At 68.4% G+C, this 24,408-nt stretch carries 7 protein-coding genes; 3 read left to right on the plus strand and 4 right to left on the minus strand.

Going from position 1 to position 24,408, the window contains the following annotated elements; all coding sequences use genetic code 11:
- Positions 1 to 31 precede the first annotated feature (31 nt).
- Genes AVP42_RS01740 through AVP42_RS01750 form a run of 3 tightly spaced genes read right to left on the minus strand, consistent with a single transcriptional unit; the run spans position 32 to position 13,817 of the window.
- A complete protein-coding gene (locus AVP42_RS01740) occupies positions 32 to 6,343 on the minus strand; it encodes a DEAD/DEAH box helicase (protein ID WP_067945527.1) in 6,312 nt (2,103 codons plus the stop codon).
- The gene (locus tag AVP42_RS01745; RefSeq protein WP_067945529.1) at positions 6,340 to 11,037 is read right to left on the minus strand and encodes a DNA methyltransferase; all 4,698 of its coding nucleotides are present in this window, start codon (positions 11,035 to 11,037) and stop codon (positions 6,340 to 6,342) included. Before AVP42_RS01745 ends, AVP42_RS01740 begins: the two co-directional genes overlap by 4 nt.
- Positions 11,037 to 13,817, minus strand: coding sequence for a helicase-related protein (locus tag AVP42_RS01750; RefSeq protein WP_231878501.1), 2,781 nt, complete (start codon positions 13,815 to 13,817; stop codon positions 11,037 to 11,039). Before AVP42_RS01750 ends, AVP42_RS01745 begins: the two co-directional genes overlap by 1 nt.
- A gap of 448 nt (positions 13,818 to 14,265) precedes the next feature.
- Between AVP42_RS01750 and AVP42_RS01755 the strand changes: the two genes are divergently transcribed.
- The 3 genes from AVP42_RS01755 to drmB all read left to right on the plus strand — a co-directional run bounded on the left by AVP42_RS01755 (position 14,266) and on the right by drmB (position 23,938).
- Complete coding sequence (locus AVP42_RS01755; RefSeq protein WP_067945531.1) at positions 14,266 to 18,951, plus strand: DEAD/DEAH box helicase; 4,686 nt, start codon at positions 14,266 to 14,268, stop codon at positions 18,949 to 18,951.
- Positions 18,952 to 21,257: 2,306 nt separating this feature from the next.
- A complete protein-coding gene (locus tag AVP42_RS16825; RefSeq protein ID WP_231878506.1) occupies positions 21,258 to 22,166 on the plus strand; it encodes a helicase-related protein in 909 nt (302 codons plus the stop codon).
- A complete protein-coding gene (gene drmB / locus AVP42_RS16360; protein WP_157356678.1) occupies positions 22,166 to 23,938 on the plus strand; it encodes a DUF1998 domain-containing protein in 1,773 nt (590 codons plus the stop codon). Before AVP42_RS16825 ends, drmB begins: the two co-directional genes overlap by 1 nt.
- Here drmB and AVP42_RS01770 read toward each other — a convergent pair.
- Entirely contained in the window at positions 23,922 to 24,365 is a 444-nt protein-coding gene (locus AVP42_RS01770) for a very short patch repair endonuclease (protein WP_067945586.1), read from the minus strand. The two genes, drmB and AVP42_RS01770, sit on opposite strands and share 17 nt — an antisense overlap.
- Between the last annotated feature and the right edge of the window lie 43 nt (positions 24,366 to 24,408).

Raw genomic sequence — 24,408 nt, forward strand, 5'->3', positions numbered from 1 at the left:
GGCGTCCTCTCGGGTGGGTTCGGGTGCGGCGTCAGTTCACGCCAAGGGCGGCGGCCACGGATGTCGCGTCGGGGTCGACGACGGTCCAGCCGTCGTCTTCGAGTTCGGCACGGTCGCCGCCTGCGGGGTGCAGCAGCACGACGATCTTGGGTTCGATCCAGGCGAACGACACGGGAATGCCGTCGCCGAGTTCGAGGCCCATCTCTGGGACGGGCATGCCCTCGATCGCGTGCAACGCGTGCAGGAGCACCTGTTCCTCGGGGGTCGCGAGGTCGACGAGGCCCTGCCAATCGACGGTGAGGTCTGCGGGGAGGGTCACGTCGACCGGTCCAGGCGCGGCGGCGCCCGCGGTCGGCAGGATGTCGCTGAGGGCGGCGATCGCGACCGACGAGCCGTCGAGGCGCGCGCCGAGCAGGTTCGACAGTCGGAGCCAGAACTTCCAGTCGTCGGCGAACAGGGTGCCCGCGAGCGCGGGCATCCGGTCGTCCAGCACGACGGATGCCTCGGTCTTGCCCTGCCCGATGTGCCGGGCGGTGAGCACGGCCCGATCGTGGCGCAGCTGCCAGGTCGTCGGGTCGGTGCCGGGCGGCAGCCCGTCGACGAGGGCTGCGGCGGCGAGTTCCTCGACCGTGCGACCGGCGGCATCCACGAGCACGCTCGTCGGCAGGCGCACGAGCATGGGCAGCGCCTCGGCGACGGCCTCCCAGCGTTTGGCGGCCTTCCCCGGGTCCTGCATCCAGCCCATGAGCCACGTCATGGGATTCGCCGTGACGTGGTCGAGCGACGCGAGCGAGAGTCCGTACTGTCCGGAGAACGCCGTCGCCTTGGCCGCGTCGAACCACGGCGTCGCCGGTTCGACCTTCTCGTCGCGGGCGCGCACGAGGTCGTCCCACGTGAATGCGAGCACGAGATACCCCTGGTCGCGGAGGATCGCGCGCTTCTGCGCGTCGTCGGCGATGCGGTTGTGGGCGACCGAGGCGTGGAACGCCCGACCGTCGGTGTAGATCGCGATGGGCTTGGCGCCGCCGCCGAACTGTTCGAGCACGAAGTCGGGCTGCGTGTGGCCGAGCATGAGCTGCGGCTGCAGCATCCAGATGCGGCGGCTGCCCGGGAAGGTGACCTGCACCTTGTTGCCGTGGTCGCCGGGGATCTCCTTCACGCCCGCGCCGAGCTTCTTCGCCCGGGCCATGAAGACCTCGCGGAACAGCGATTCGATCACCGGTTCGCCGACGGGCACGCCCGGGTCTTCACGCGTGACGTCCCAGCCGGTCGGCTCGCCATCGGCGACGCCCAGCAGCACCGCGAGGCTGTGCTCGGCGCTCGCCCGCGAGACGCGGTCGATGCTCCTGCCCGGCGCATAGGGAAGCAGGCACCGGTGGCACGATGCCCGGCCTTCGCCGCGGCACGGGCAGTCACGCACGGTCGTCCACGCGATCTCGAGGAGTTCGCGGATGCGGTCGACGTTCGCGAGCTCGGCGAGGTAGCCGGTGCCGCCGGGCACCGCGTCGTGCACGAGGAGCGCGGGCACGTTCTCGGTACCGTCGGAGAGCATGGGCTGCACCGTCTCGACGATGCGGAGGTGGTCCGGGTCGCCGCCGATCACCTCGCGGAGGCCGCGGAGGATCGCCGCAGCGAGGCTCGGCACCGCGAGGGTGTCGCCGAGCGTGATGCGCGGCGGCAGCCGGAGCAGGATGCCCTGGGTCGTCAGCGTTCGGCTGAGGGCGATCGGGATCGCCTGCTCGTCTCGGGCGTCGCGGTTGGGGCACCACGGCTTGTGCTCGCGGCGCGAGTTGGCGTTCGCCTCGGCGTCGAGCTTGCCGCAGACCGCGCAGACGCGGAACAGCGGCGCGGTGCGCTCCTCGCCCGCGATGAGCCGGTTCTCGCCGGCCGGACCGACCTTGCCGAGGTTGAGCCAGCGCACCGTGAGGTCGCGGACGTAGGTGACGCCGAACCCGTCGCCCTCGACGTACCAGGCGTCGGTGATGCCGGCCGGGTCGACGTCGGGTGCGACCTGCATGACGAACCGTTCGCGCTGTCGCTCGTCGCGACGGTCGCCGATGGATGCCTCGTCGCGCCGCACCTCGGCCGAGACCTGTTCGAGTTCGACGACGCGGAGCTGCTGGGCGGTGTCGGCGATGCCGTTCGCCCCGCAGCGGGGGCAGGAGGCGTGCGACTGATCGACCGTGCCGACGTCGTAGCCGAACCCGCACGCAGGGCAGAACGACCACGTGCGCACGGCTTCGCCGCCGCTTCCGAGGTCGACGGAATCGACGGCGATCTCGATGCCCTGCGCGTAGAACACCGCACCGGGCGCAAGCTCGCTGATGGCGATGCCCGCTCCGCGCTGATACGTGATCGCCTTGTCGCGATACTCGAGGCTGTCCGGGTCGATCCAGCTGAGCGCGACGTCGAGGCGCACCGAATCGTCGATGAGCGAGTAGTTCGGCAGCAGCCCGAACCGTTCGAGCGCCGCGACCCAGTGCTCCGAGCGCAGTTCGGCGAGCTGCTTGGTCGCCATCGCGTACGAGGCCCGCGCGGTGCGGTACTCACGCCGCTCGTCGTCGCCGGCGGTCGGATGCTCGGCGGCCTTACGGAGGTCGTCGAGCGCGTCGGCGACCGCGTTCTTGCGGAAGCGCACCTCGTCGACCTGGGCGCTCCAGCGCTGCACCGCCTCCCGTGCGGCCGCGGCAAAGGCGCTCGATCCGGGCTCCTCGCCAGGGCTCGCCCACCGGCGGAGGGCCTCGCGCGCCGCCTCGCTCACGGTGTCCGCGTCGAAGGCGCCGAGGAACGCGCCGAGCCGCTCGGCCGCGTGGGCCTCGGCGTCCGCCACGAGGTCCCCGAGGAACGTGCCGGGTTCCGTCGATGCGAGGACGTCGCGGGCGTTCCGCGGTGCGTCCGTCAGGTCGGCCGCGCGGCGATCGACGAGGGACGCGACGTACTGTCGCCGCAGGATCTCCTCGGCGTCGAGGTAGGTGGCGGGGGCGCGCACCGCCCCGTTGATGACGGAGAGCGGTTCGCCGAGTTTCGGCAGCTGTTCGCCGCGGCCGGTCACGAACGCGAGCGAGAGGGCGTTCCCGGTGAGGCGCCCCGCACGGCCGACGCGCTGCAGGTACGACGCGACGGTGCGCGGGAGTCCGGCGAGCATGACGGTCGACAGGTCGCCGATGTCGATGCCCATCTCGAGCGTGGGGGTCGCGACGAGCACGTTCGGGCTGTCGGGCTGGGTGTCCGACGCCTTGAAGCCGTCTTCATAGGCGAGGCGGGTCTCGTCGTCGAGCAGGCTCGTGTGCTCGCGGGCGACGACCCGCCGCATGTCGCCGTCGTCGTAGAGGGCGCGGTAGTAGTTCTGGCCGCCGCGACTCCGACGCAGCGTGCCCGGGCACCGGGCCGAGGTGCACGGGCCGTCGGCGAGCTGGTCGACGACGGCGATCGTGCCGGGCACGGGGTTCTGGCAGACGTCGCAGGCGAGCAGGTGCCGGCCGTCTTCGAGGTCGGCGAGGTCGACCGGATACACGGTGACCGACGACGGGCCCAGGCGATAGACCGTCGCCGCCCCCGCTCCGATGCCCAGCGACGAGACGACGCCGTCGGCGTCGAGCTGGGCGAAGAGCGACCGGGTGAGGTGCGCCCCGGCGGCAGGCGTGACGCCGAGCACGTCGCGCGCCCAGGTCGCGTACCAGCCCTGGCTCGATCCGGCCTGGTCGAGCTGACTCTTCTGTCCGGGACCGGCGACTGCGGCGGCCGCGCCGATGCGCGCGAATCCCGGGGCATCACGACCGTCCGGGAACGCGGGCATGCCGACGCCACGGGGCCGTCCGCCCCAGAGGTACCAGCGACGGCCGTCGTTCTCGAGGTACTTGCGGAACCACTCGTGGTCGATCGCGCCGCGATCGCGCAAGCGTTCGAGCACGCCCCGCACCCATCGCACGACGACGTCAGCAGGCACGTCGGCCGGAGCGTCGTCATCCAGCGTCGTCGCGGTCGAGAAGCCGGTGAGCACCGAGCGTCCGATCGCCTCGAGCTTCGCCGGTGCGCCGACGCTCACCTCGGCTGCGAGGCTGCCGGTGAGTTCGAGGGTGCGACCGACGCGGGACTGCAGGCCGAACTCCATGACGAGGTCGAACAGCAGCCGCTGACGCACGCGCTCCTCGACGGCGGGGTCGACGTCGCGCGCGGTCTCCGCCTCCCAGAAGTCGCGGAAGTTGTCGTGGTCGACGATCTCGGGCGCGAGCAGCCGATACCGGGCGTCGCGGTCGTCTCCGGCACCCTGCAGCAGGAGCTCGACGAGCTTCGAGATGTTCGCCGGCCGGGTGCCGACGGCACGGCGCACGGCGTTGCGCAGGCTGAAGACGTGGGAGCGGCTCTGCACGAATCCGGCGCGGTGGGCGGCATCCTGCACGCTGTCGGTGAAGACGAGTGCCTTCTTCTCGGCGACGTCGAGCGATTGCTCGCCGAAGAGCGTGGTCACCGCGACCGAGAGCATGGTGGCGACGGCGCTGCCGATGAAGCGGATGCCGTCGGCGCGGCCGCACGACGGGCACTGGTCGTCCTTCGAGCGGTCTTCGACGTCGGGGCCGGTGAGCACGAGCACCGGCAGCACGACGGCATCGTCGTCGGGTGCCGCGTCGAGGATGATGCGGTCGCGCACGTGGAACCAGCGGAGCCCGTCGACGGGCTCGTCCAGCGCGCGACGGGCCTCGTTCGGTGCGTGGACGAGGGCGCGGAAGCCACGCTCGCGGTGGAGGTGGTTGGCGCGGATGTCGACGTCGTCGTGGTCGAGGTAGGTGCCGACCGGAGCGAGCTGCACGCCCCAGCCGCTGCGGCCGCAGTGGCGGCAGTAGATCGCCGGGTAAGCGGGCGCGCTGTCGAGGGCGGATGCCTCGGCACCGAGCATCTGCCCGTCGTCGCTCCATCGGAATAGGGCGACGGGGTCGGCGGCACGGTCGATGCGCGTGAGCGCGCGCAGCCACAGGTGCAGGTCGATCGAGAGCGCGCCGCGCCCCTGCCGCGTGCGGATATGGCTGAGCGCGGCGAGCACCGTGACCAGGAACGACCGGCGCCGCTCGGCCCGGGCCTCGTAGGTCTCGTCGGCCGCGAGGCCGGCGGGCAGGATGCGGTCGGCGAGGTCGTCGAGGCGGACCGCGTCGGTCGCGGATTCGGCGAGGGCGCGCACGAGCGGATGCCCCGCAGCCAGGGCCGCCACGAGCTCGTCATCGAGCGACTCGGGCGCGAGCCCGTCGTAGAGGGCGGCGACGACGCGACGCGTGAGGTCGTCGACGTCGAGGTCGCGCGGGTCGGCGACCGCCTCGATGACCGCATCGACGAGCGCGTTGTCGACGGACGGGATCGTGAAGCCACCCGCCGATACCCGAGTCTTCGCCTCGCGGGACCACTCGTCGTACGACATCCGCGTCTCGGTGACGACGGAGGTCTCGTCGAAGTCGACGCCGAATACCGTGCGGGCGAAACCGATCATCGCGGTCGGGTCGCCCTGGTCGCCGAGCGTCGCCGAGGTCGCGACGGGCGTGACCTGCACCGGCCCGCCGGCGTACCGCTCGAGCGTGAGCCGCAGCCGGCGCAACAGCATCGCCACGTCGGTGCCCTGGGCGCCGTCGTAGGTGTGGAACTCGTCGAGCACGAGATACTGCAGGCTGCTCGCGCTCTGCTGCCAGATCGTCTGGTCGTCGCCGCGCAGCAGCAGTTGGTCGAGCATCTTGTAGTTCGTGAGCAGGATGTCGGGCGCTTCGCCGCGGATCGCCGGGCGGCTGGTGATGAGCCCGTCGGGGGTGACGTGCGAGCGTTCGTCGCCAGTCTGCCCGGTATAGATCGCCGCCCGAATGCCGCGGAGCTCCTCGCGCGTCGTGAGCAGCTCGGTCAGGCGTCGCGCCTGGTCGTTCGCAAGCGCGTTCATCGGGTAGAGGATGAGCGCCTTGACGCCCCCTTGGCCGTTCCGCTTCGCCCGGAGCACGTGGTCGAGGATCGGATACAGGAACGCCTCGGTCTTGCCCGAGCCGGTTCCGGTCGTGACGAGGGTCGGCAGCGGGTGCGGCTTCGTTTCGCTCAGGTTCGCGCTGCTCAATCGCTCGAACGCCGCGGCCTGGTGACCGTAAGGTGGCTGGCCGCTGTCCCATTCCAGCGCCGACGGTCGGTCGGCCTCGGCTGGCCGGAACGGCATCCGAACACGGACGTACGGGCCGCGAAAGACGCCGTCGACGGGGTGGTCGAGGAACGACGTGAGCGCGCCTCGCGCCTCGACGTCGGCCAAGGCGAACGTCGTCGTCAGGTAGCCGAGGAGGCTACGACGGATCTGTTCCGCCTCGACGCTCGGCAGCAGCTCGCTCACGAGCGCTCCTGCAGGATCTGCTCGAAGTGCGCGTACGCCCGGCGCATGTCGGCCTCCCGGTCGAGCGTCACGAACGGCAGCTCGTAGGTGTAGTCGATGCCGGAGGCCGGATGCGTCGCGGTGCGCTCTTCCTGGGAGATCGCGTCGCCCCTCTGACGCCAGACGGTCAGCACAGAGTTCGGAACGAGGCGGCCATTAGCATCATAGAAATGCGAGTTGCGGTCGTAGCCGTAAAGCACAGCGAACTGAGCGCGGTAGATCGAGCACAATTCGTCGGCACTAAGGCCAAATGCGATTGCAGAAATAGCGTCCACCTCAACCAGCGCCTGTCGCCTGTCCGCGTCCCGCCGCAGAGGGAGATCCGGAGTCCACTCGCGGGTCACTTCCCCCAGCTCGCGCCGCCCAAGATACGCCACCCCTCCCGCCCATGAGTCCTCTTCGAAGGCAGAGTGGTAGCCATGCTCCCAAAGGGCAGCGTAAGCACGACTCATCGCATTGAGCCGGAGGATCCTGTGGGATGCGAGCAGGAATGCCTGGGAGCCAGTTGGCAGCCCAATTAGCCCACGAATCACACCTCGACCAAGCGTTGATGGCGCAGTGCTGCGGACGAGGAAGTCATTCGTCATCGAACTCATGGCAGCTGCCACGCCGACGAGCTGCGGCAAATCGGGGACGCCCAGGCTCGACACGGCGTGAACATGCGCGGCACCAGGAGGAATGATCGTTGGAATCAGCGTGCGTTGATTGGTGGTGTTCACCATGACTCGCCACGCCACTCTGAAGAAGTCTCGCGCCGGCCTGCCGCGCCAGTGAGAATAGCCCGCGTCATACTCCGCCTCGGGCGCTGCAGGCTTGTACACAGTGACCGGAAGAGCGTCGGCGTCGACGTGCTCCAAGTCAGTCTGCGTCCAGTCCTTGTTGCTAAGCAGGCCGGGGTTCGGCGACTTATAGAAGGGGTTGCCGACAAACAGATGTGGACCTTGGAGGATTGCCTCCTGCCAGGAGTCGACCCGGCCCCACGACACGTCGAAGTATCCCTTTGTGCGATCGTTCTTCTCGTGCCAGCCTGCCGAGAATTCGAGCCCGAGCTGACCGATTCTCGGGGCCGCAGATAGTTTGCGGAGCACCTCTGCAGTCGAGCGGTTGGTTGCGTAGACCATCCGTGTGCGACCGACTGCGACCTCCCGGTCTTCGAGCAAAGCGTGCCAGACCAGGAGTGTCTCATGTGTCACCGTCGTGATGCGACTACGGTGCGGACGGAGATCCCACCTGCCATCCGGATCTTTGAGGCCGGGCTCGTCGCCGCTTCCATCATGGTTCAGGGAGCGGACGACAGTATCAGGGTGATATAGACCGGTCGCGGAAAGGAACGACACGTCTCCTGGTGCCGAGTAAATGTGCACACCGTATGAGATGTGATTATGAATCTCGAACAGCTTCAGCTCATTGATGAACTGCCAGTGTCTGCGCAGTCTCGAATACGAGCTGGCCCTAAGCAATCCTGCCTTCTCGTCAACAAAATGTGTCTCCGGGTGAACCAGGCCCGCGACACCGCGGGCCCTGTTGTTTCGCCAACTCCGCTCCATGAAGCATCGGTATAAGTCTGGTTGCAGGCCCGCAAGGTGGGGATAATTCTGCGGTGCTCCGACAAACGCAGAGGTGACCGCTACCTCCGCTGTACCGTCGACAACGATTTCGCGAATGCCGTCGAGTTCGAGTGTCGCAGCGCGCTTCACTGCGATCTGCGATTGCGTCGGTTTGACCGCGAGCTGCCACCACGGATCACCTTCAGCGAGTAGCGCATCGACATCAGAACGCGGCCGCACCCACGGCGGGTTCCCGACCTGGAGGTCAAAGCCGCCGCGATCGAAGACTGTCGCGAAGTCGAGCTCCCAGTGGAAGAAGCCCTGCTGCGCGGCTATACGCGCGGCCACGGCGAGCCAGGGCGTCTCTTCGACAAGACCACCCACCGTCTGGGCACCGGCGAACGACAGGTCCAGTTCCTCTGCGTCGCCGAGCGCGTCCCAGCTCGTAGGCAGTCCGAGAGTCTCACCACCGGCGGTCTTGCCGGTCTTCTTTCCCTCGAAGTGGGTACCGAGGATTGCGGTGAGGCCGTCGATCCACTCATCGAGCGAGGGCGGCTTGGCACCTTCGGTCAGGGTGTCGGTCAGCGGCCAGAACCAGAGGGCGTTCCAGGCGTCCATCACCCGACGGAGACGCTGGAATGCGCCTTCAGGGTCGTTGAGTTTGCGTTCGATCTCGGTTCTGGTGACGGGGGTGGTCTCGATACGCTCGCCGGCGCTCGCTGCTCGAGCGGCGGTGGGGGCAGCTGCCTGACCCCAAAGTGGGATCTCACGGCGGGCTTCGCGCTCGGCGATGGTGAGACGGCGGAGCGCGAACTGCCAGAGCGTCTCGACGCGGTAGGCGAGATTCACGAGCTTCTTCGTTTGTGCGGCGCTCGGCTTCAAGAGGATCTGCTTCCGCCACGCCTTGAGCTTCGCGAGCGCCTCTGGAGCGAGCTCCTTCGCCTCCTTCGCATCGACCGCGGCCCCCCAGCCGTCGGCCGGCAGCAGGAAGTGGTGGATCGCGCCCGCCGTCCCCTGCGCCAGCCGACCTTCACGGAGGTTCTCGGCGAGCTCGGTGATCGGCACGTCGCGCGGCACGTCTTTGAGCCAGGACTTCTTCGCGACCTGATCGGTCGAGTACACCGCACGGCGGGCGCCGATGAGCGAGTTGCCGCGTCTAAGGTGTAGGCCGAACCACGGGGCGGCGAGCCCTTCGACCATGGTGTCGAGCCAGAGGGAGATTTCCGCGAGTTCGACGGCAGTCGCATTGAGGTCGACGCCGTAGACCTGGTGCAGGGCGATCGACGCCTTCACGCGCTGCAGCTCGCGCGGGCGGTCCTCGGGGTCGACCTTCTCGCCGAGTTCCTCCTCCTTGCGGGTCAGGTACTCCTCGGCGAGCTGCCGCACGGCCTCGATGGCGAACGCGCCCGAACCGAGCGCCGGCTCGCAGACGGTGAGCTCGAGGATCTCGTCGGCGGTCGTCGTGCGGCCGTCCTGATCGAGCAGTTCTTCGAGGGCCTGGCTCACGACGAACTTCGTGAGCACCTCGGGTGTGTAGTACGACGCCGACTGCTGGCGCTCCCGGCCCGCGAGGCGGTAGACGAAACTTCCGCGCTCGTGCAGCACGGCCTTCTTCTCGCCGGTGATCGGGTCTTCGGACTGCACGAAGTCCTTCGGCGAGATGCCCGACGAGCGGTCGACGGGTACGACCCAGGAGCCCTTCGAGGCATCCCCGTCTTTCGCGACCTCGAAGAGGTCGGTCGTCGCGAAGAAGCCGGTGTACGACATGAGGCCCTCGTACACGGCACCGAGCTGGTTGATGCCGAGATCGGAGTAGCTGATGAAGCCGCGGTCGCGGCCGCGCTGCTCCTTGCTCAGCAGCAGGTGGGCGAGCACCCGCTGCATCGCCTCGTCGCCGAGGCCGACTTCGTCGATGTGCGCGGTCGCGGCGGGCAGGAACAGGTCGGCCTTGAGGCTGTTGAAGGTCAGCCCCTCGGGCACGTCGGCGGCTTCGACCGCGGTCTCGGGCCGGTGACCCTGGTCGACGAGCCGGAACAGCACGCCGAGCGAGTCGTGGAAGTGGGTGCGGTCGGCGGCGTCGACGGTCAGCTCGACGAGCACGAGTTCGCGCAGGCGGTCAAGGCTGTAGCCCTCCTCGTACTCGCTCGCACCGATCGGCAGGACCTCGAGCTCGGGCGACGCCTCGGCGTAGAGCAGGAACAGGATGCGATAGAGGTAGCGCAGCGCCTGCTTCGCCAGCGGCTGCGCCTCCTCGGCCGGCAGCGGGTCGAGGCCCTTCGCCGCGCGACGCCGCACGACCTCGTTCGCGATGATCTCGATCGACGAGCGAACGCCCTCACGGAGGTCCTTCGAGACGCCGACAGTGTGCTTCACCGAGTCGTCGAAGACCGAGTCCCACCACACCGTGCCCTCGGCGTCGGGCAGCAGCGACTCCGCCGTGATGCAGGCGATCGCGCGATCGAGCTCGCCACCCTTCTTCTGGTCGTCGCGCTCGACCACGAGCTGCAGGTTGGTCGCCAGCCACCGGCCCTCGGGCCAGCGCTCGCGGTCCGTGAGCAGCAGCCACCGCCCCGCGACGACCAGCGCGAACGCCGGGCCGTCGTCGGCCGCGAAGAGGCGCGAGAGGGCGCGCGAGGCCGACACGATTTCGATCGACTCGTCGTCGGCGGGGATGAACGGCTCGGCGAGGGTCGCGGCATCCTTCTGCAGCAGGTCCTCGACCTCGGCGACGTGTCGTGCGTCGAGGACGACGAGCTTGGCGGGCTCGTCGAGCCCACGCCGGCGCACGGATGCCACCGGGCCGCGACGGTCGAGCTCGTAGAGCCCACTGCCGAATCCGAGCCCGTCGACGAGGGCGCGGCTGATGCGGGCCGCGGCATCCTTCGCCGACGCGTCGCCCTCGTCCTCGAGGTCGGCGTACGCGCGGACCAGCTCCGGTCGAACCGCGAGGAACGCGGCACGCGACGATTCCTGGCCCGACTCCGTGTGCGCGTCCCACTCCTTGCGGCGCTGCGTGACGCGTGCCTGGAACGACTGCTTCGTGGCATCCGTGTTGAAGTAGTGCTCGCTGATCCAGCCCTCGCCGACGATGAAGGCGTCCGACGCCATCAGTTCACTCCTTCGTTCGGCACGACCAGCAGCAGCGGGCGCACGAGCCGCCGGCTCGGCTTCATGGATTCGGCGACGGTCTGTTCTTCTTCGACCGTGAGCCGGCGTTGCTGCAGGTCGCTTCGCTGGATCAGGGCCTGGGCCTCGTCTTCCCAGCGCCGGACCCGCTGCGACCAGCGGTCGATGTTCGTCTCGACATCGGTAGCCGCAGCCTGCGCCAGTTCGGACATCAGCGCGTCGGCGTGCCGCACCGCGGGGCGGATGAGCCGCTGCAGGTCGTCGATGCCCTCGACAGCGCCCGGATTCGACAGCGTGCCGAGCAGGCCCAGCTCGTCGAGGGCCTCGCGGGCGCTCGCATGCGGCTCGACGAGCACGAACGACGGATCGTCGGCGTCGGGCACCGCCGCAGTCAGGAACGACGAGGCGACCACGTGGCCGCGCCGGTTGGTCAGCGTGCCGATGAGCAACACCGTCGGGTACGAGACGTCGCCGCGCACCGTGAACACCTCGTTGCGGCCGACCTTCGCGAGCGCTCGGTCGCTCACCCACTCGAGCACGGGATGCAGCGGTCCGAGGTAGTGCGCCTCGGGCCACAGCGACCGGCTCGACCGGTCGTCGATCGCCTGCTGCAGCACGCTCTTCGCGAGCGTCTCGGTGACGGCGAGCTTCAGGTGCTCGGTGACCCCCTGATCGCGGAGGTAGCTCTGCGGCAGCACCGCGAGCCGCTGCGCGAGGTCGCGGGGCGGCGTGAACTCCACAAGCCCGTGCCCGGGGTGACGCCGCCAGGCGACGCCGCCGCCCTGCGCGCCCGGGGCCGCGGCCGGGGTCGTGAATACCTCTTCGAGCGCGGCGCCCAGGTAGGCCTCGTCATCGGCGAAGAGGCCGGATGCCCCGGCGGTCGTGCTGCCCGCGGCAGACGCCTCGCCTGAGGCATCCGCCGTCGGATCGGCCTCGTCGGCGGCCGCGCCGAGGAGGAGCGCCAGCCACGGGTCGTCCTCGTCTGCCGTCAGCCCGTCGACGCCCGGCACGATCTCGTCGACGTCGACGCCCTTCGCCAGGGCCCGCGCGATCGCGTCTTCCTCGGCCGTCACGTCGTACTTGCCCATCAGCGAGGCGACGTCGCCGAGGGCCTGGTGCGCCTCCTCCTCGCGCTCCATGAGGCGGGTGAGCACCTTCACATCGCCCGCGAACCGCTCGTTGCGCGGCGTCAGCAGGATCGTCGTGATCTGCGGGCGGTGGCGCTGCCCGTAGCGGTCGACGCGACCATTGCGCTGCTCGATGCGGATGAGGCTCCACGGGATGTCGAAATGGATCAGCTCGTGGCACTGCGAATGCAGGTTCACGCCCTCGGAAGCGACGTCGCCCGTCACCAGCACGCGGATCGGCGACGACGACTGCTTGAACGACTCGACGATGCGCTGCTGCTCCTGATCGTTCAGGCCGCCGTGCAGCACCTCGACCTGATCGGCGCGGAGCTTGAGGTCCTTCTGGAGCTTCGCCCGCAGCCACTTCAGCGTCGGCACGCGTTCGGAGAACACCACGGCGCGCTCGGTGCCGTTCGCGGCGACGCCGATCTCACGGAGGTAGGCGACGAGGCGGTCGTACTTCGCCGAACCCGTCGCCTCAGACTCCGCGGCGAGCGCGGCGAGGCGTTCGAGTGCCTCGCGCTCGGCCGCCTGCGCCACGGTCGGCTCGGCGCCCATGCGCCGGATGCGCTCGGCCGCCGTCTCACGGAGCGCGGCGGGCGACGACAGGAACGCCTTCGCGAGCGTCCACGGGAAGAGGCCCTTGTTGTCGCCCGAGTACGGGCTCGCCCCCGACGACGGGTACAGCCAGACATCCGCCAGCTCATCGGCGATCGCGTCTTCGACGTCGTTCGCGGGCACCGCGAAGTGCTGGAGCTCCTTGCGCTCGGCCCAGTCGCCGCCGACCTCCTCGGCGACCTCAGGGCTGTGGCGGTGGCGACGGATCACGAGCCTGCTCAGCTCGCCGCGATCGATGTCGCCGTCGGGCGACACCGCGGTCGGCTCCAGCAGACGGATCAGCTCGGCGAACGACTCCTTCTTGCCGTTGTGCGGGGTCGCGCTCGCGAGGATCAACGCCTCGGTGTTGCGGGCCAGCAGTCGCGCGAGCGCGTTGTTCTGGGTCTGGCCGGTGATGTTGTGCGACTCGTCGATCACGACGGCATCCCACTTGTGCTTGCGCAGGTGCGCCCGGTACTTGTCCTGCTTCAGCGTGTCGATCGAGATGATCGCGCGCTTGTAGAGGCTGAACGGGTTGCGCGTCGCGGGCAGCTTCTGCCGCACCCGCTGGATGCCGACCGAGTCGAGCCGCACGAACGGGAGGGCGAACCGGGTCCACATCTCGTGCTGCATCTGCTCGAGCACGTGCTTCGGCGTGACGATGAGGATGCGCTCGCCCCGCCCGCGACGCACGAGCTCGGAGAGGACCATGCCGATCTCGATCGTCTTGCCGAGTCCGACGGCGTCGGCGATCAGCATGCGCGGACGCAGGTTCTGCGGATCGAGCGTGCGGCGCACCGCCGCCTGCTGGTAGCCGAGCGGGTCGGACAGCATGCGGGTGCTGACCGTCAGGCCGGGCTCGTTGAGCGGGATGGGCGTCTTGCGGAGCGTGGCCTCGAGCCAGAGCTTCGCCTGCCGGTAGCCCGGCGAGGCGTCGGCCTTGAGGCGAGCTTCCGCCGGGTCGAGCACGCGGATGTCGTCGAGGTGCTCGTAGAACGACGCCGTCGAGTCGCGCACCAGCTCTGACAGACCCTGCACGCGGACGAGAAGCCCGTCTTGCGTCTGCGTCGCGGCCGTCACCATCCACTCGGCGTCGCGCACGACGACGACGGAGCCTGGCGCGACATTGAGCTGTGGCCGCTCCGCCGGGGGCGCCGAAGTGTAGGGGGTCGGCAACGTGGAGGTCCTCTCGATCCGCGGTGCCACAACGCGGTCGGCCCCGCCGCCTTCATGCTAGCCATGGCCTCGTGCCTATCGGGCGCCGACCGGGCCCTGTCCCCCGAGTTGGGGGGCATCCGACCACGGTGAGCGCTTGCCGCCGCGCCTCTCCGAGCTGAGAGGATGCCAGGACGGGCATCCCGAGGGCGGATGTCGGTGCGTATCTGTAACGTCACTCGGCTGACCGGGCAGAGCTCGCACGGTCGGCCTTCACGCGCAACCCAGCGCGGCAGGAAGCCCCGCGAGCCCTACATCGGAAGGCAACACAATGGAGTGGAACAGCGCGGACGGCCGGCTGCGCGAGTACGTGCAAGAGCGTCAAGCGATCGCATTGCGCACGTACGAAGTGAACCCGGATCTGCTCGAGGAACACGTCAACCAGGAAGACAGCTTCCGCGCCGGAGGCTACGGCGAACGGCAGATCAGCGAGCTGCTCCAGAACGCCGTGGACGCCCTCACCGCATCCGGAGATGCCGGAACCATCGAATTCCGGATGGCGGGCGGCAACCTGTACTGCGCCAACGAGGGCGTGCCGTTCTCCGAAGGCGGCATCCGCGCAGTCTGCCACGCCTTCCTCAGCCCGAAGCGCGACGAAGAGAGCATCGGGCGCTTCGGTCTCGGGTTCAAGTCGGTGCTCGGCGTCTCGAACCGACCCCAGATCTACAGTCGCAGTGTCAGCTTCGAGTTCAACGCGCCCGAGACGGCCGAACTCTTCGGCGGGATGGCCGCGCCCGACGGACGCGTGCCGCTCATGCGGGTGCCGAGCCTCATCGACGTGGACGCAGCCACCGCCGACGACCCTCATCTGGCCGAGATGCTGACCTGGGCGAGCACGGTCGTCAAGCTCCCGCTGATCCGCGACGGCGCGCGTCTCCGCGGAGAGCTCCAGGAGTTCAAGACCCAGTCGCTGCTGTTCATGAAGTCGGTCTCCCGCCTCAACATCGTGCTGACCGACAAGGACGGCGCTCCCGTCCCCGCCGCCCATCAGCGGGAGGGCGATCTAAAGTCGGGCGAGGTCACGCTCACGGGGCCGACGAGCGAACCGACCGCCTGGCTCTACGCGGAACGCGAGTACCGGCCGAGCGAAGAGGTGCTGAAGACCCTCACGGCGAACATGGCGCGGCAGACGATGACCGTGTCGTACGCCGTCCCGAAGCGCGGACAGACCGAGCTCGGCGAACTGTGGGCTTGGTTCCCGCTCCGCGACAAGACGACCGCGCGCGGCATCTTCAACGCGCCGTGGCAGGTGAATGACGACCGCACGACGTTGCTCGCAACGAGCGCACTCAACGGCGAGATGCTGGATGTCTGCGCGGAACTGTTCCTCGACGTGGTGATCCGTTCGGCGCGCGAAGACGACCCGGCGGCGCACCTCGACCTGTTCCCTGCCCGAGGGCGTGAGGTCCGAAGCGCGGCCGACCGCGTCTTGACGTTCCGCATCCCTGAGCTCGCGCGTGGCCGCGCGATCATTCCCGACCGGAACGGGGTGCTCCGGAGCCGGGACCACTTCCGCGACGTACCCTCGCCCGAAGCACCGTATCCTCCGTTCGAGTTGGTGAAGGAGTGGCAGAGCCTCGTCGACCGCGACTCCATCCCGCACTGGTCCGCGTTCACCACGGCGAAGGATCGCGTCTCACGCCTCCGGACGCTGCTGAGGGATGAGGACAGCAAAGTGGCCGCGAACGAGACGACCGTCGTCGCGTGGTTGGAAGAACTCGGTCGCCTGCGAACTGCCGAATCGATCGCTGGAGCACTCCGCATCTTCCGTGCCCTTCGGAACGCGGGATTCCCCGAGCAGATCGGCTCGGCGAAGATCGTCCCCCTCGAGGGCGGTGGATGGGAGCGGGTCTCCGCGAACAAGGCAGTACTGATCCCGCTCGACGGTGCCCCGGCGCCCGACGGCGTTCCGCTCATCGACACGCGCTTCGCGACCGGCGAGGTGCGCGGACTGCTCGAAGCGCTCGGATTCTCGACGGTCTCGACCGACCAGACCGCTGCCGCGCTCGCCGCACGGGCAAGGCCGTCGTGGGGTGAGGACGATTGGCGCAGACTGTGGAGCGCACTCCTCCAGGCGACGCCGTCGTCGGCAGCCTCAGCGCTCGACGGCATCAGGGAACGCGGCATCGACGTGATGGTCGAGACGGCTTCTGGGCCGTGGCGCCCAGCCCGCGAGGTCTTCGCGTCCGACGCATGGGCACCCACACTCGCCACGCGTCACGCGAGCGACCTGCACCAGGGCCGCAGAGACCTGCTCGAGGCGGCCGGGGCACTCATCGAGGCCGATCCGGATTGGGAGCCCTGGCGCGAGGCGGTCTACTCCGAATATCGCGATGTTCAGCTGAAGCACATCTCGAACGAACTCCGCCGCAACGGGCACACGTCGAGGCAGCTCGGGGTACCCGACATCCCGTCCAGCGGCCCTCTGCAGATCCTCGTCGAACTCCAGGACGATCCGAGCGCGTGTGCTGGGTGGACGAAGGCCCTGCTCAAGGCCCTCCCCTCGCGCACCGCCACGGTTTCGATCAACCTGTCGAGCTCGAAGCACATCGCGGAGATTTCGATCGACGCGCCCGACTGGTGGGCGATACGGACCTACGGCCGCATCGTCACCACCGTCGGATTCGCTTCGGTCGACGACGCCGTCGGCAGCGCCCTCCGCTCCTACGGGGCGTTCCTCCCGGCGGCGGAATCGGAGGTCTCGATGCGACTGCCGCTCCCGCGGACACTCGAGGAAATTCCGGATCGGATCCTGCTCAGGGCGCTCTCACGCTTCGGTCAGACGGTCGAATCGGCCCGCATCGTCACCGAGCTCGTCGTCGAAGCCGCAGGGCGCGCGTCGCTCTCGGCGCCGGAGGAGATCCCCGCCGTCTCACGCGGCACGATCGTCCTCCGACGGCCGGCCGATGTCGTACTCGCCTCGTCGCCCGAAGACCGGGCGATGCTGGACGAGCATGAAGTGGCCTACCTCGACGGCTCGGTCGAGGGCGCGGATGCGATCACTGCGTGGGGCCTTCGATCGAGCGACGAAGCGCTGGCCAGGTCGTACGAGATCCGCGACGGCGGCGACGCCGTCCCGCTCACCGACCGGTTCCCGAGTCTTTCCGACCACAGCGCGGTCCCGCTAGGCAAGGTTCGGCTGCGCCGCAGCCCTTCGATCATCCGGCGAGTCACGACGCCTGGCGGCACGATCGAGCAGCGACTCATGGGGCACAGGTACGACGACCTCGTCATCGTGGACGACTCGCTCGACGATCAGGGCGTGCTCGAGGAGGTGTCGAAGCAGCTCGGCCTCGGGCTTTCACGCTCGGACATCGCTGACGCACTCGCCTCTGATGAACGGCGCCGGAAAAGCGAACTCATTGCTCGTACCAAGTCCGCCACCACGATCCCGGAGAAGCTGCTGATCCTCTTCGGCGCGGACGACCTCAAGAGCGCACTGCCGCAGGGCCTGCTCGCCGCGGTCGAGGCGAAGAGTGGGAAACGCACCGAAGTGCAGGTCGCCGAACTGTATGCCAAGGTCCGGGGCCACGACGCACTCTGGTACATGCGAGAGAAGTTGGGCGCCCTCAATCTCTCGGTACCTCGCGCCTGGGGAGGCTCGAGCGATGCGCAGGCATTCGTGGCGAGGCTTGGCTTCCCGACTGGCTATGCAGGCACCAAGGAGGCCACCAAACCCGGCCTGCAGCAGGTGCTCGGACGCGTCGAACTTTCTCCGCTTCACGACTTTCAAGAACGGCTGGCGGCAGATATTCGTGAGCACGTTCTCGAGGACGACCCGGATGGGCAGGCTCAACGCGGACTGCTCTATCTCCCGACTGGCGCAGGAAAGACGCGCGTCACGGTAGAAGCGATCGTCCGCATGCTGGTCGCCGAGGAGCTCACCGGACCAGTCCTCTGGATCGCCCAGTCGCAGGAACTCTGCGAGCAGGCCATCCAGACGTGGACCGATGTTTGGCGGGCGATCGGCGATTCGCGAACACTCGACATCAACCGGTTCTGGGGCAAGTACGAACTGGACGAATCTCGCGAGGAACTGCAAGTCGTCGTTGCGGTCGACGACAAGATCGCCACGCGGATCAAGGACGACGAGCGCGCGTACCCTTGGCTCGCCGACGCCTCGCTCGTGGTCATCGACGAGGCGCACACCGCAGGTAGCCCCACGTATACGTCCATCCTTCGCTGGCTCGGCATCACCGCAGGCCGCGGCCTCGGCACGGCCACAACCTCACGGCCGCTGATCGGCCTCACCGCCACGCCTTATCGCGGTAGGAACGAGACTGTCAACAAGCTGTTCGTTGAGCGCTTCGGCCAGAAGAAGCTGGAGTCACTCGACTCCGATGATCCGATCGGGCAGCTCCGACGGGATCAGGTACTCGCCGAGGTCGACCACTATCTGCTCGACGGCGCGCGGGTGGTCACCATGGATGAAGACCGAGTAGAGCTCAGCTCGATGAATATTCGGGACGTCACCAAATCGATGCTGACCCGGCTCGGGCAGGACATGGAGCGGACCCAAACGCTCGTCGACGACATCCTCACGCACGACCCCTCGTGGCCGGTGCTCGTGTTCTCGGCATCCGTCGCGTCGGCACACACGATCGCGGCTTTGCTCACCCTAGAGGGAGCGAGTGCCGCCGCAGTCGACGGAACGATGCGGCCACAGGAGCGGCGACGGGTCATCGAAGACTTCCGCTCGGGGAAGACGCAGGTGCTCGTCAACTGCGACCTCCTCACGCAAGGCTTCGACGCACCGAAGGTGCGCGCGCTCTACATCGCGCGCCCGACGTTCAGTCCCAACCGGTACCACCAGATGATCGGCCGCGGCCTCCGCGGACCGAAGAACGGCGGCAAGGACCGCTGTCTGATCGTCAACGTGGCCGATACCTTCGAGGAGTTCGGGGAGCAGCTCGCCTTCACCGAGTTCAACTACCTGTGGGAGACGCAGAACGCATGAGCGCCACGGATGTCCGGAACGATTTCGTCGACGAGTTGCGGCGGATGTGGCTCGGTCCCTTGGGCGGACCGAACGAGGTCCTCTCGCGCAACCCTGTCTACGCCTACCTCGTCGGAACGCTGTATCCCGTCGAAGAAGGTGCGGTCGCCGCGGCACCGACCGTGCTGGACGAGGACATCGAGGCCGGGGTGCTGCACGGCGAGACCGCCGAGGTCGTCGATGACGAGCTCGACATCGGCGGAGAACGGCTGGACGAGGACGACGATCCCGGGCTGAGCCTCGTCGGCGCATTCGGCTGGGCTCCGCAGTCGATGGGGATGTCGTTCATCCATGATGGCGACGCGATCATCGTGTCGGTCGACGCCGGCGCATATCGCGAGGACGAGTCGGCCGAAGCCTCGGATGACGAGCCCACGGATGGCCCGCGCGAAGCATGGCGGCGGGAAGACGTGTCGCACGCTGGGATCCGCATTCCGACGACCGCCCACGGGAGACAGACGATCCTGCAGGGCCGCGCGCATCTGGCGTGGCGCACCCGGACCATCGGTGAGAAGCGCCTCACCACGATCGCCGTCTCGAACGCCGAAACGGCGGCCGCGGGCAAGGCCAAGTCGGATCCGACGAAGTGCTTGTTCCAGGTCCGCATCCGCGCCGACATCGAATCGGGACGCCTGCACCCGTACCCGACGAGCAACCCGGTGACCTCCTCCGACGAGGATCGCGAGCTCGAGCTGCGGTACCGGTCCAAGCCGACGTACGCGATCGGCCACGGCACCGCCGTCGTCTGGGACGACGGCGAAGCCCCTGGCTATGCGATGACCGAGACCGTCCCTCGGCAAGAGGTTCCCGCGGTCCGGGCCCGGGTGAGCACGCTCCAAGCTCTGGAACTGGCGTGGCTCGCCGACGAGAGCGTCAGCGCCGAAGATCTCGGCACCGGCCTCCGTGCGTTCCTCGACGGGTACCGCTCATGGGTGTCGGATCGCGAGCAGGAAGCGGCATCCCTTCCGGCACGATTCGAGAAGCCCGCCGCCGCCATCCTCGAACGGATGTCGACCGCGCGAGACCGCATCGAAGACGGGATCCGTCTGCTCGAATCCGGCGGTTCGGTGCTGACGGCGTTCCGACTCGCGAACCGCGCGATGCGCACCCAAATGTTGCAGCAGCGATGGGCGCGCAGCCACGCCGGCCAGGTCGGAGTTCCTCTCGAGCCGGCCCCTGCGCCCTCGACGAAGCGGGAGGAGCCACGGTGGCATCCGTTCCAGCTCGGCTTCATCCTGCTCTCGCTCGCCTCGACCACGGACGCCGAGCACGATGACCGAGGGCTCGTCGACCTGATCTGGTTCCCGACCGGTGGCGGCAAGACCGAGGCGTACCTCGGCCTCGCGGCCATCGAGATGATCAGGCGTCGCCTCGACCGCGGTGTCGCTGGCGGTGGCACAGCGGTGCTCACCCGCTACACCATGCGCCTGCTCACGGCGCAGCAGTTCCAGCGCGCCGCGACGCTGATCTGCGCGCTCGAGCTACTGCGCGCGCAGGACGCCCGGCTGGCGGGGACTCCGCCATTCTCGATCGGACTTTGGCTCGGCAACACGACGACGCCGGGCACGTACGAGCAGGCCGCCGACCAGATGAAGCGGGTCTTGCGCGAGAAGAGTCCGCAGAATCCGTTCCAGTTCCGGCAGTGCAGCTGGTGCGGGACGTCGATCATGCCCGCGCGGCAGACCCGCTATGAGGAGCAGTACGGAGTCCGCGCGAGCAAGTACTCCTTCGAGTTCTTCTGTCCGCACGCCGGATGCCCGTTCCACGTCAAGCTCCCCGTGCAGGTGGTGGACGAGGGCATCTTCGAAGACCCGCCGACGATGCTGGTGGCGACGGTGGACAAGTTCGCGCGTCTCGCTTGGATCGACCAGGGCGCGTCGATGTTCGGGCTCGGCGGCGTGGCGTACGACCCGCCGTCACTGGTCATCCAGGACGAGTTGCACCTCATCGCCGGGCCGCTCGGCACGATCGTGGGCATCTACGAGGCAGCGATCCGGGGCCTCATGTCATGGAAGGGCACGGCGCCGAAGGTCGTCGCTTCGACCGCCACGACCCGCGCCTCGGCCGACCAGATCCGCGAACTCATGGCCTCGAAGGTCGCGGTGTTCCCGCCGAGCGGGCTCGACGCCGACGACAGCTATTTCGCCGAGCCCGACCCGGATCGTGCCGGCCGTATGTACGTCGGGATCATGCCCCAGGCACACACCCCGTCGTGGGCGCTGGGCCAGATCTCGACCGAGATGCTGAACGCCCCGGTACGCCTCGGGATGACGGGCGCAGAGCTTGATGCGTACTGGACGCTGGTCGTTTATCACAACAGCCTCCGCGAGCTGGGGCGGACTGTGACCATCCTGCGCGACGACGTCCGAGCCGCGCTCGACCGCAGGGCCGATCGGGATGACGACGGACCGTCGAGGACGCTCGCGAAGGACGGCATCGAGGAGCTCAACGGCAACGTCTCGTCCGACGAACTGCTCCGCATCCTCGAACAGCTCGGCGAGGGGCCGGAGAGCGGCGGCAAGCCGCTCGACGCGCTCGCGACCACCAACATCATGTCGGTCGGCATCGACGTCAGTCGGCTCGGTCTGATGCTCGTGAACGGCCAGCCCAAGTCGACCTCGGAGTACATCCAGGCCACGAGCCGAGTCGGACGTGGCGACGTGCCGGGCCTCGTCGTCACGATGTACCGCTCAGGCAAGCCGCGCGACCGGTCGGTGTTCGAGTCGTTCACGGCGTATCACCGGGCGTACTACCGGTTCGTGGAGCCGGGGACGGTGACGCCGTGGTCGCTCCAGGCGCGTCGCAGGGCGCTTCGCGCGGCTTTGGTGATCCTCGTGCGCCACGGCGCGGGGCTCAGCGTCAATGACAGCGCGGACCGGTTCGAAGCGGATGCCTCGGCTGTCAAGAAGGCGCTGGATGTGCTCACCCGGCATGTGCAGGTCGCCGACCGTCGCGAGGCGGTCAAGGTCGCCGACGAACTGAAGAAGGCGGTCGACGACTGGGAGTATCGCGCGGAGGAAGCCGGGCTCAGCGGCACCCCGCTGAAGTACCGTTCCCGTACCGCCGGCGAACGCTTGCTCAAACAGTTCACCGACTCTGGAGCGGGGTGGTCGACGATGAACTCGATGCGATCGGTGGACCGCGTCGTCCGAGTGCGAGCGGATGGTGAGCGCTGATGGCGCGGAACGACAAAGTGATCCGGACGATTCGGCTCAGCGAGACCGTCTCCCCGTTCGGACCTGGCGCCCTCGTCGACATCCTCGGTGAGTCGTTCATGGCGATGACCGGCGACGAGTGGCCGCCGGCCAGCGTTCGCAGTGCCGTCTCCTGCGATCGGCTGGCCACGAAGCTGCGAGTCGACGAGCTCTGGGCTGCGCCCAGCAGCGGTGAGCCCGATGCCCCCAAGACTCCCGGACTCGAATTCGCCAGATTCCCGGCCTGGCTGTTCTGTCAAGAGTGCCGTCGGATGACGCGATGGACCCGGATGATGGAATCCGGCTCTACTCCGAAATGTCCCGATTGCGAAGGTCGGCTCGTACCGATGCGATTCGTCACGGTGTGCGCCACGAGGAGTCATGCCGACGACGTCCCTTGGCCCGATTGGGTCCACCGCGCCGGGTCGGGTACCTGCGACCGCAAGGACCGTCTGCGGTTCCACCCGTCCAAGGGTGCTCGTGAGGGCCTGAGCGCACTTCAGGTCTCCTGCGACGCCTGTAAGACCACTCGGTCGCTCGGCGATCTCCGCGGCGATGTCCTGGTCCGCGACGGATTCACGTGTCGTGGCAAGCAGCCATGGGAACGCGAGTGGGGGAACTGTGGAAAGCCGCTCGAAGTGCTGCAGCGCGGTGCCACGAGCCTGTACTTCGGTGAGGTGGTCTCCGCGATCGACATTCCGGAAGTCGAGGGTCGTGAGGCGGAGCTCGATGAGCAGATCAGAAAGCACCCCTACTGGCAGGCCGTGCAGAGCGGCAATGCCGCGATCCTCGACATGATGGTCGACGAACTGGCCGCCGTGCTCGAGCCCCCGGCAGACACCATCCGACGACGGATACTCGCGCTGACAAGCGACGAACCGACGCTTCAGGACACGAAGCGGTCCCTCCTGAGCGAGGAGTTCGAGGCCTTCGCCGCGGCGATCGCCGGGTCGGCGCCCGCGCAGGACTTCGTCACCAGGGTCGAACGACGTTCTGAACGCACGCCGGCGGGGCTCGGCGACGTCGTGCTGGTCGACCGGCTGCGCGAAGTGCGCGCGACGATCGGTTTCCGCCGGTACACGCCGGAGGCCCAGCTCGTGCCCTCTGTACCGAAGCGCCCAATGGAGCGCAGGTGGTACCCGGCCGTCGAGGGATACGGCGAGGGGATCTTCATCACGTTCGATTCCGCCGCGGTCGACGCATGGGCCGTGCAGGACGGGGTGCAGCGACGCGCCGGCCGGGTCGAGTCGAACCAGGAAGGCTCGATGCTCGGCAGCCGTCTGCACGAGACCAGCCCGCAGTTCCTGCTGCTGCACGCCTTCGCGCACGCGATCATGCGTGAGCTCGCCTTCGTGAGCGGGTATTCAGCACCGTCGCTGCGCGAGCGGATCTACTGCGAGAGCACCGGCGACTACGGTGTCTTCATCTACACCACGTCGACCGATGTGGAAGGGACGCTCGGCGGCCTCGCGCGCCAGGGCGAAGCCGACTACCTCACCGGGGTCGTGCTGCGCTCGCTCGAACAGGTCGCCTGGTGTGCGAACGATCCGGTGTGTTCGGAGTCCGACCCGCAGAGCATCGACGGTCTCAACCTCGCGGCGTGCCACGCCTGTCTCCTCGCGCCGGAGACGTCGTGCGAGAGCTTCAACCTGCTGCTCGATCGGGCGATGCTCGTAGGCGGCGATGGTTTCGATGGCTACTTCCAGAAAGCCATCGAGTCGGCCCTGGACGTGTCGATCAGCGCGATGAGCTGATTCGTTCGTAGACTTCGCGGATGCGCGCGCCGACCTCGACAGGATCGGCGCGCACGTCGTGTTCCCAGATGCGCAGCACAGTCCACCCGTGCGATGCGAGCACCTCATCGGTGTTGCGGTCACGCGCCTGGTTCGCCTGCACCTTGGCATCCCAGTACGTCTGATTGCGACCGGGCCGCTGGTAGTGCTCGGCACACCCGTGCCAGAAGCATCCGTCGATGAACACTGCGAGCCTCGCCCGCGTGAACACGATGTCTGCCGACCGCCGAAGCCCCTTCACCGGCGGGGTGTTCACACGGTACCTCAGGCCCTGGGCATGCAGCAGGCGTCGCACACTCAGCTCCGGCCCGGTGTCCCGCCCGCGGTTCGCGAGCATCGATCTGCGCGTGCCCTCGGAGGTCGCCCAGGATGCGCTCTGCTCACCCATCGCCACCTCCCGCACTGCGTCCGCTCGCCCGCCGGCGGGGCGG

Source organism: Agromyces sp. NDB4Y10 (assembly GCF_001620055.1).
GTDB lineage: Bacteria > Actinomycetota > Actinomycetes > Actinomycetales > Microbacteriaceae > Agromyces > Agromyces indicus.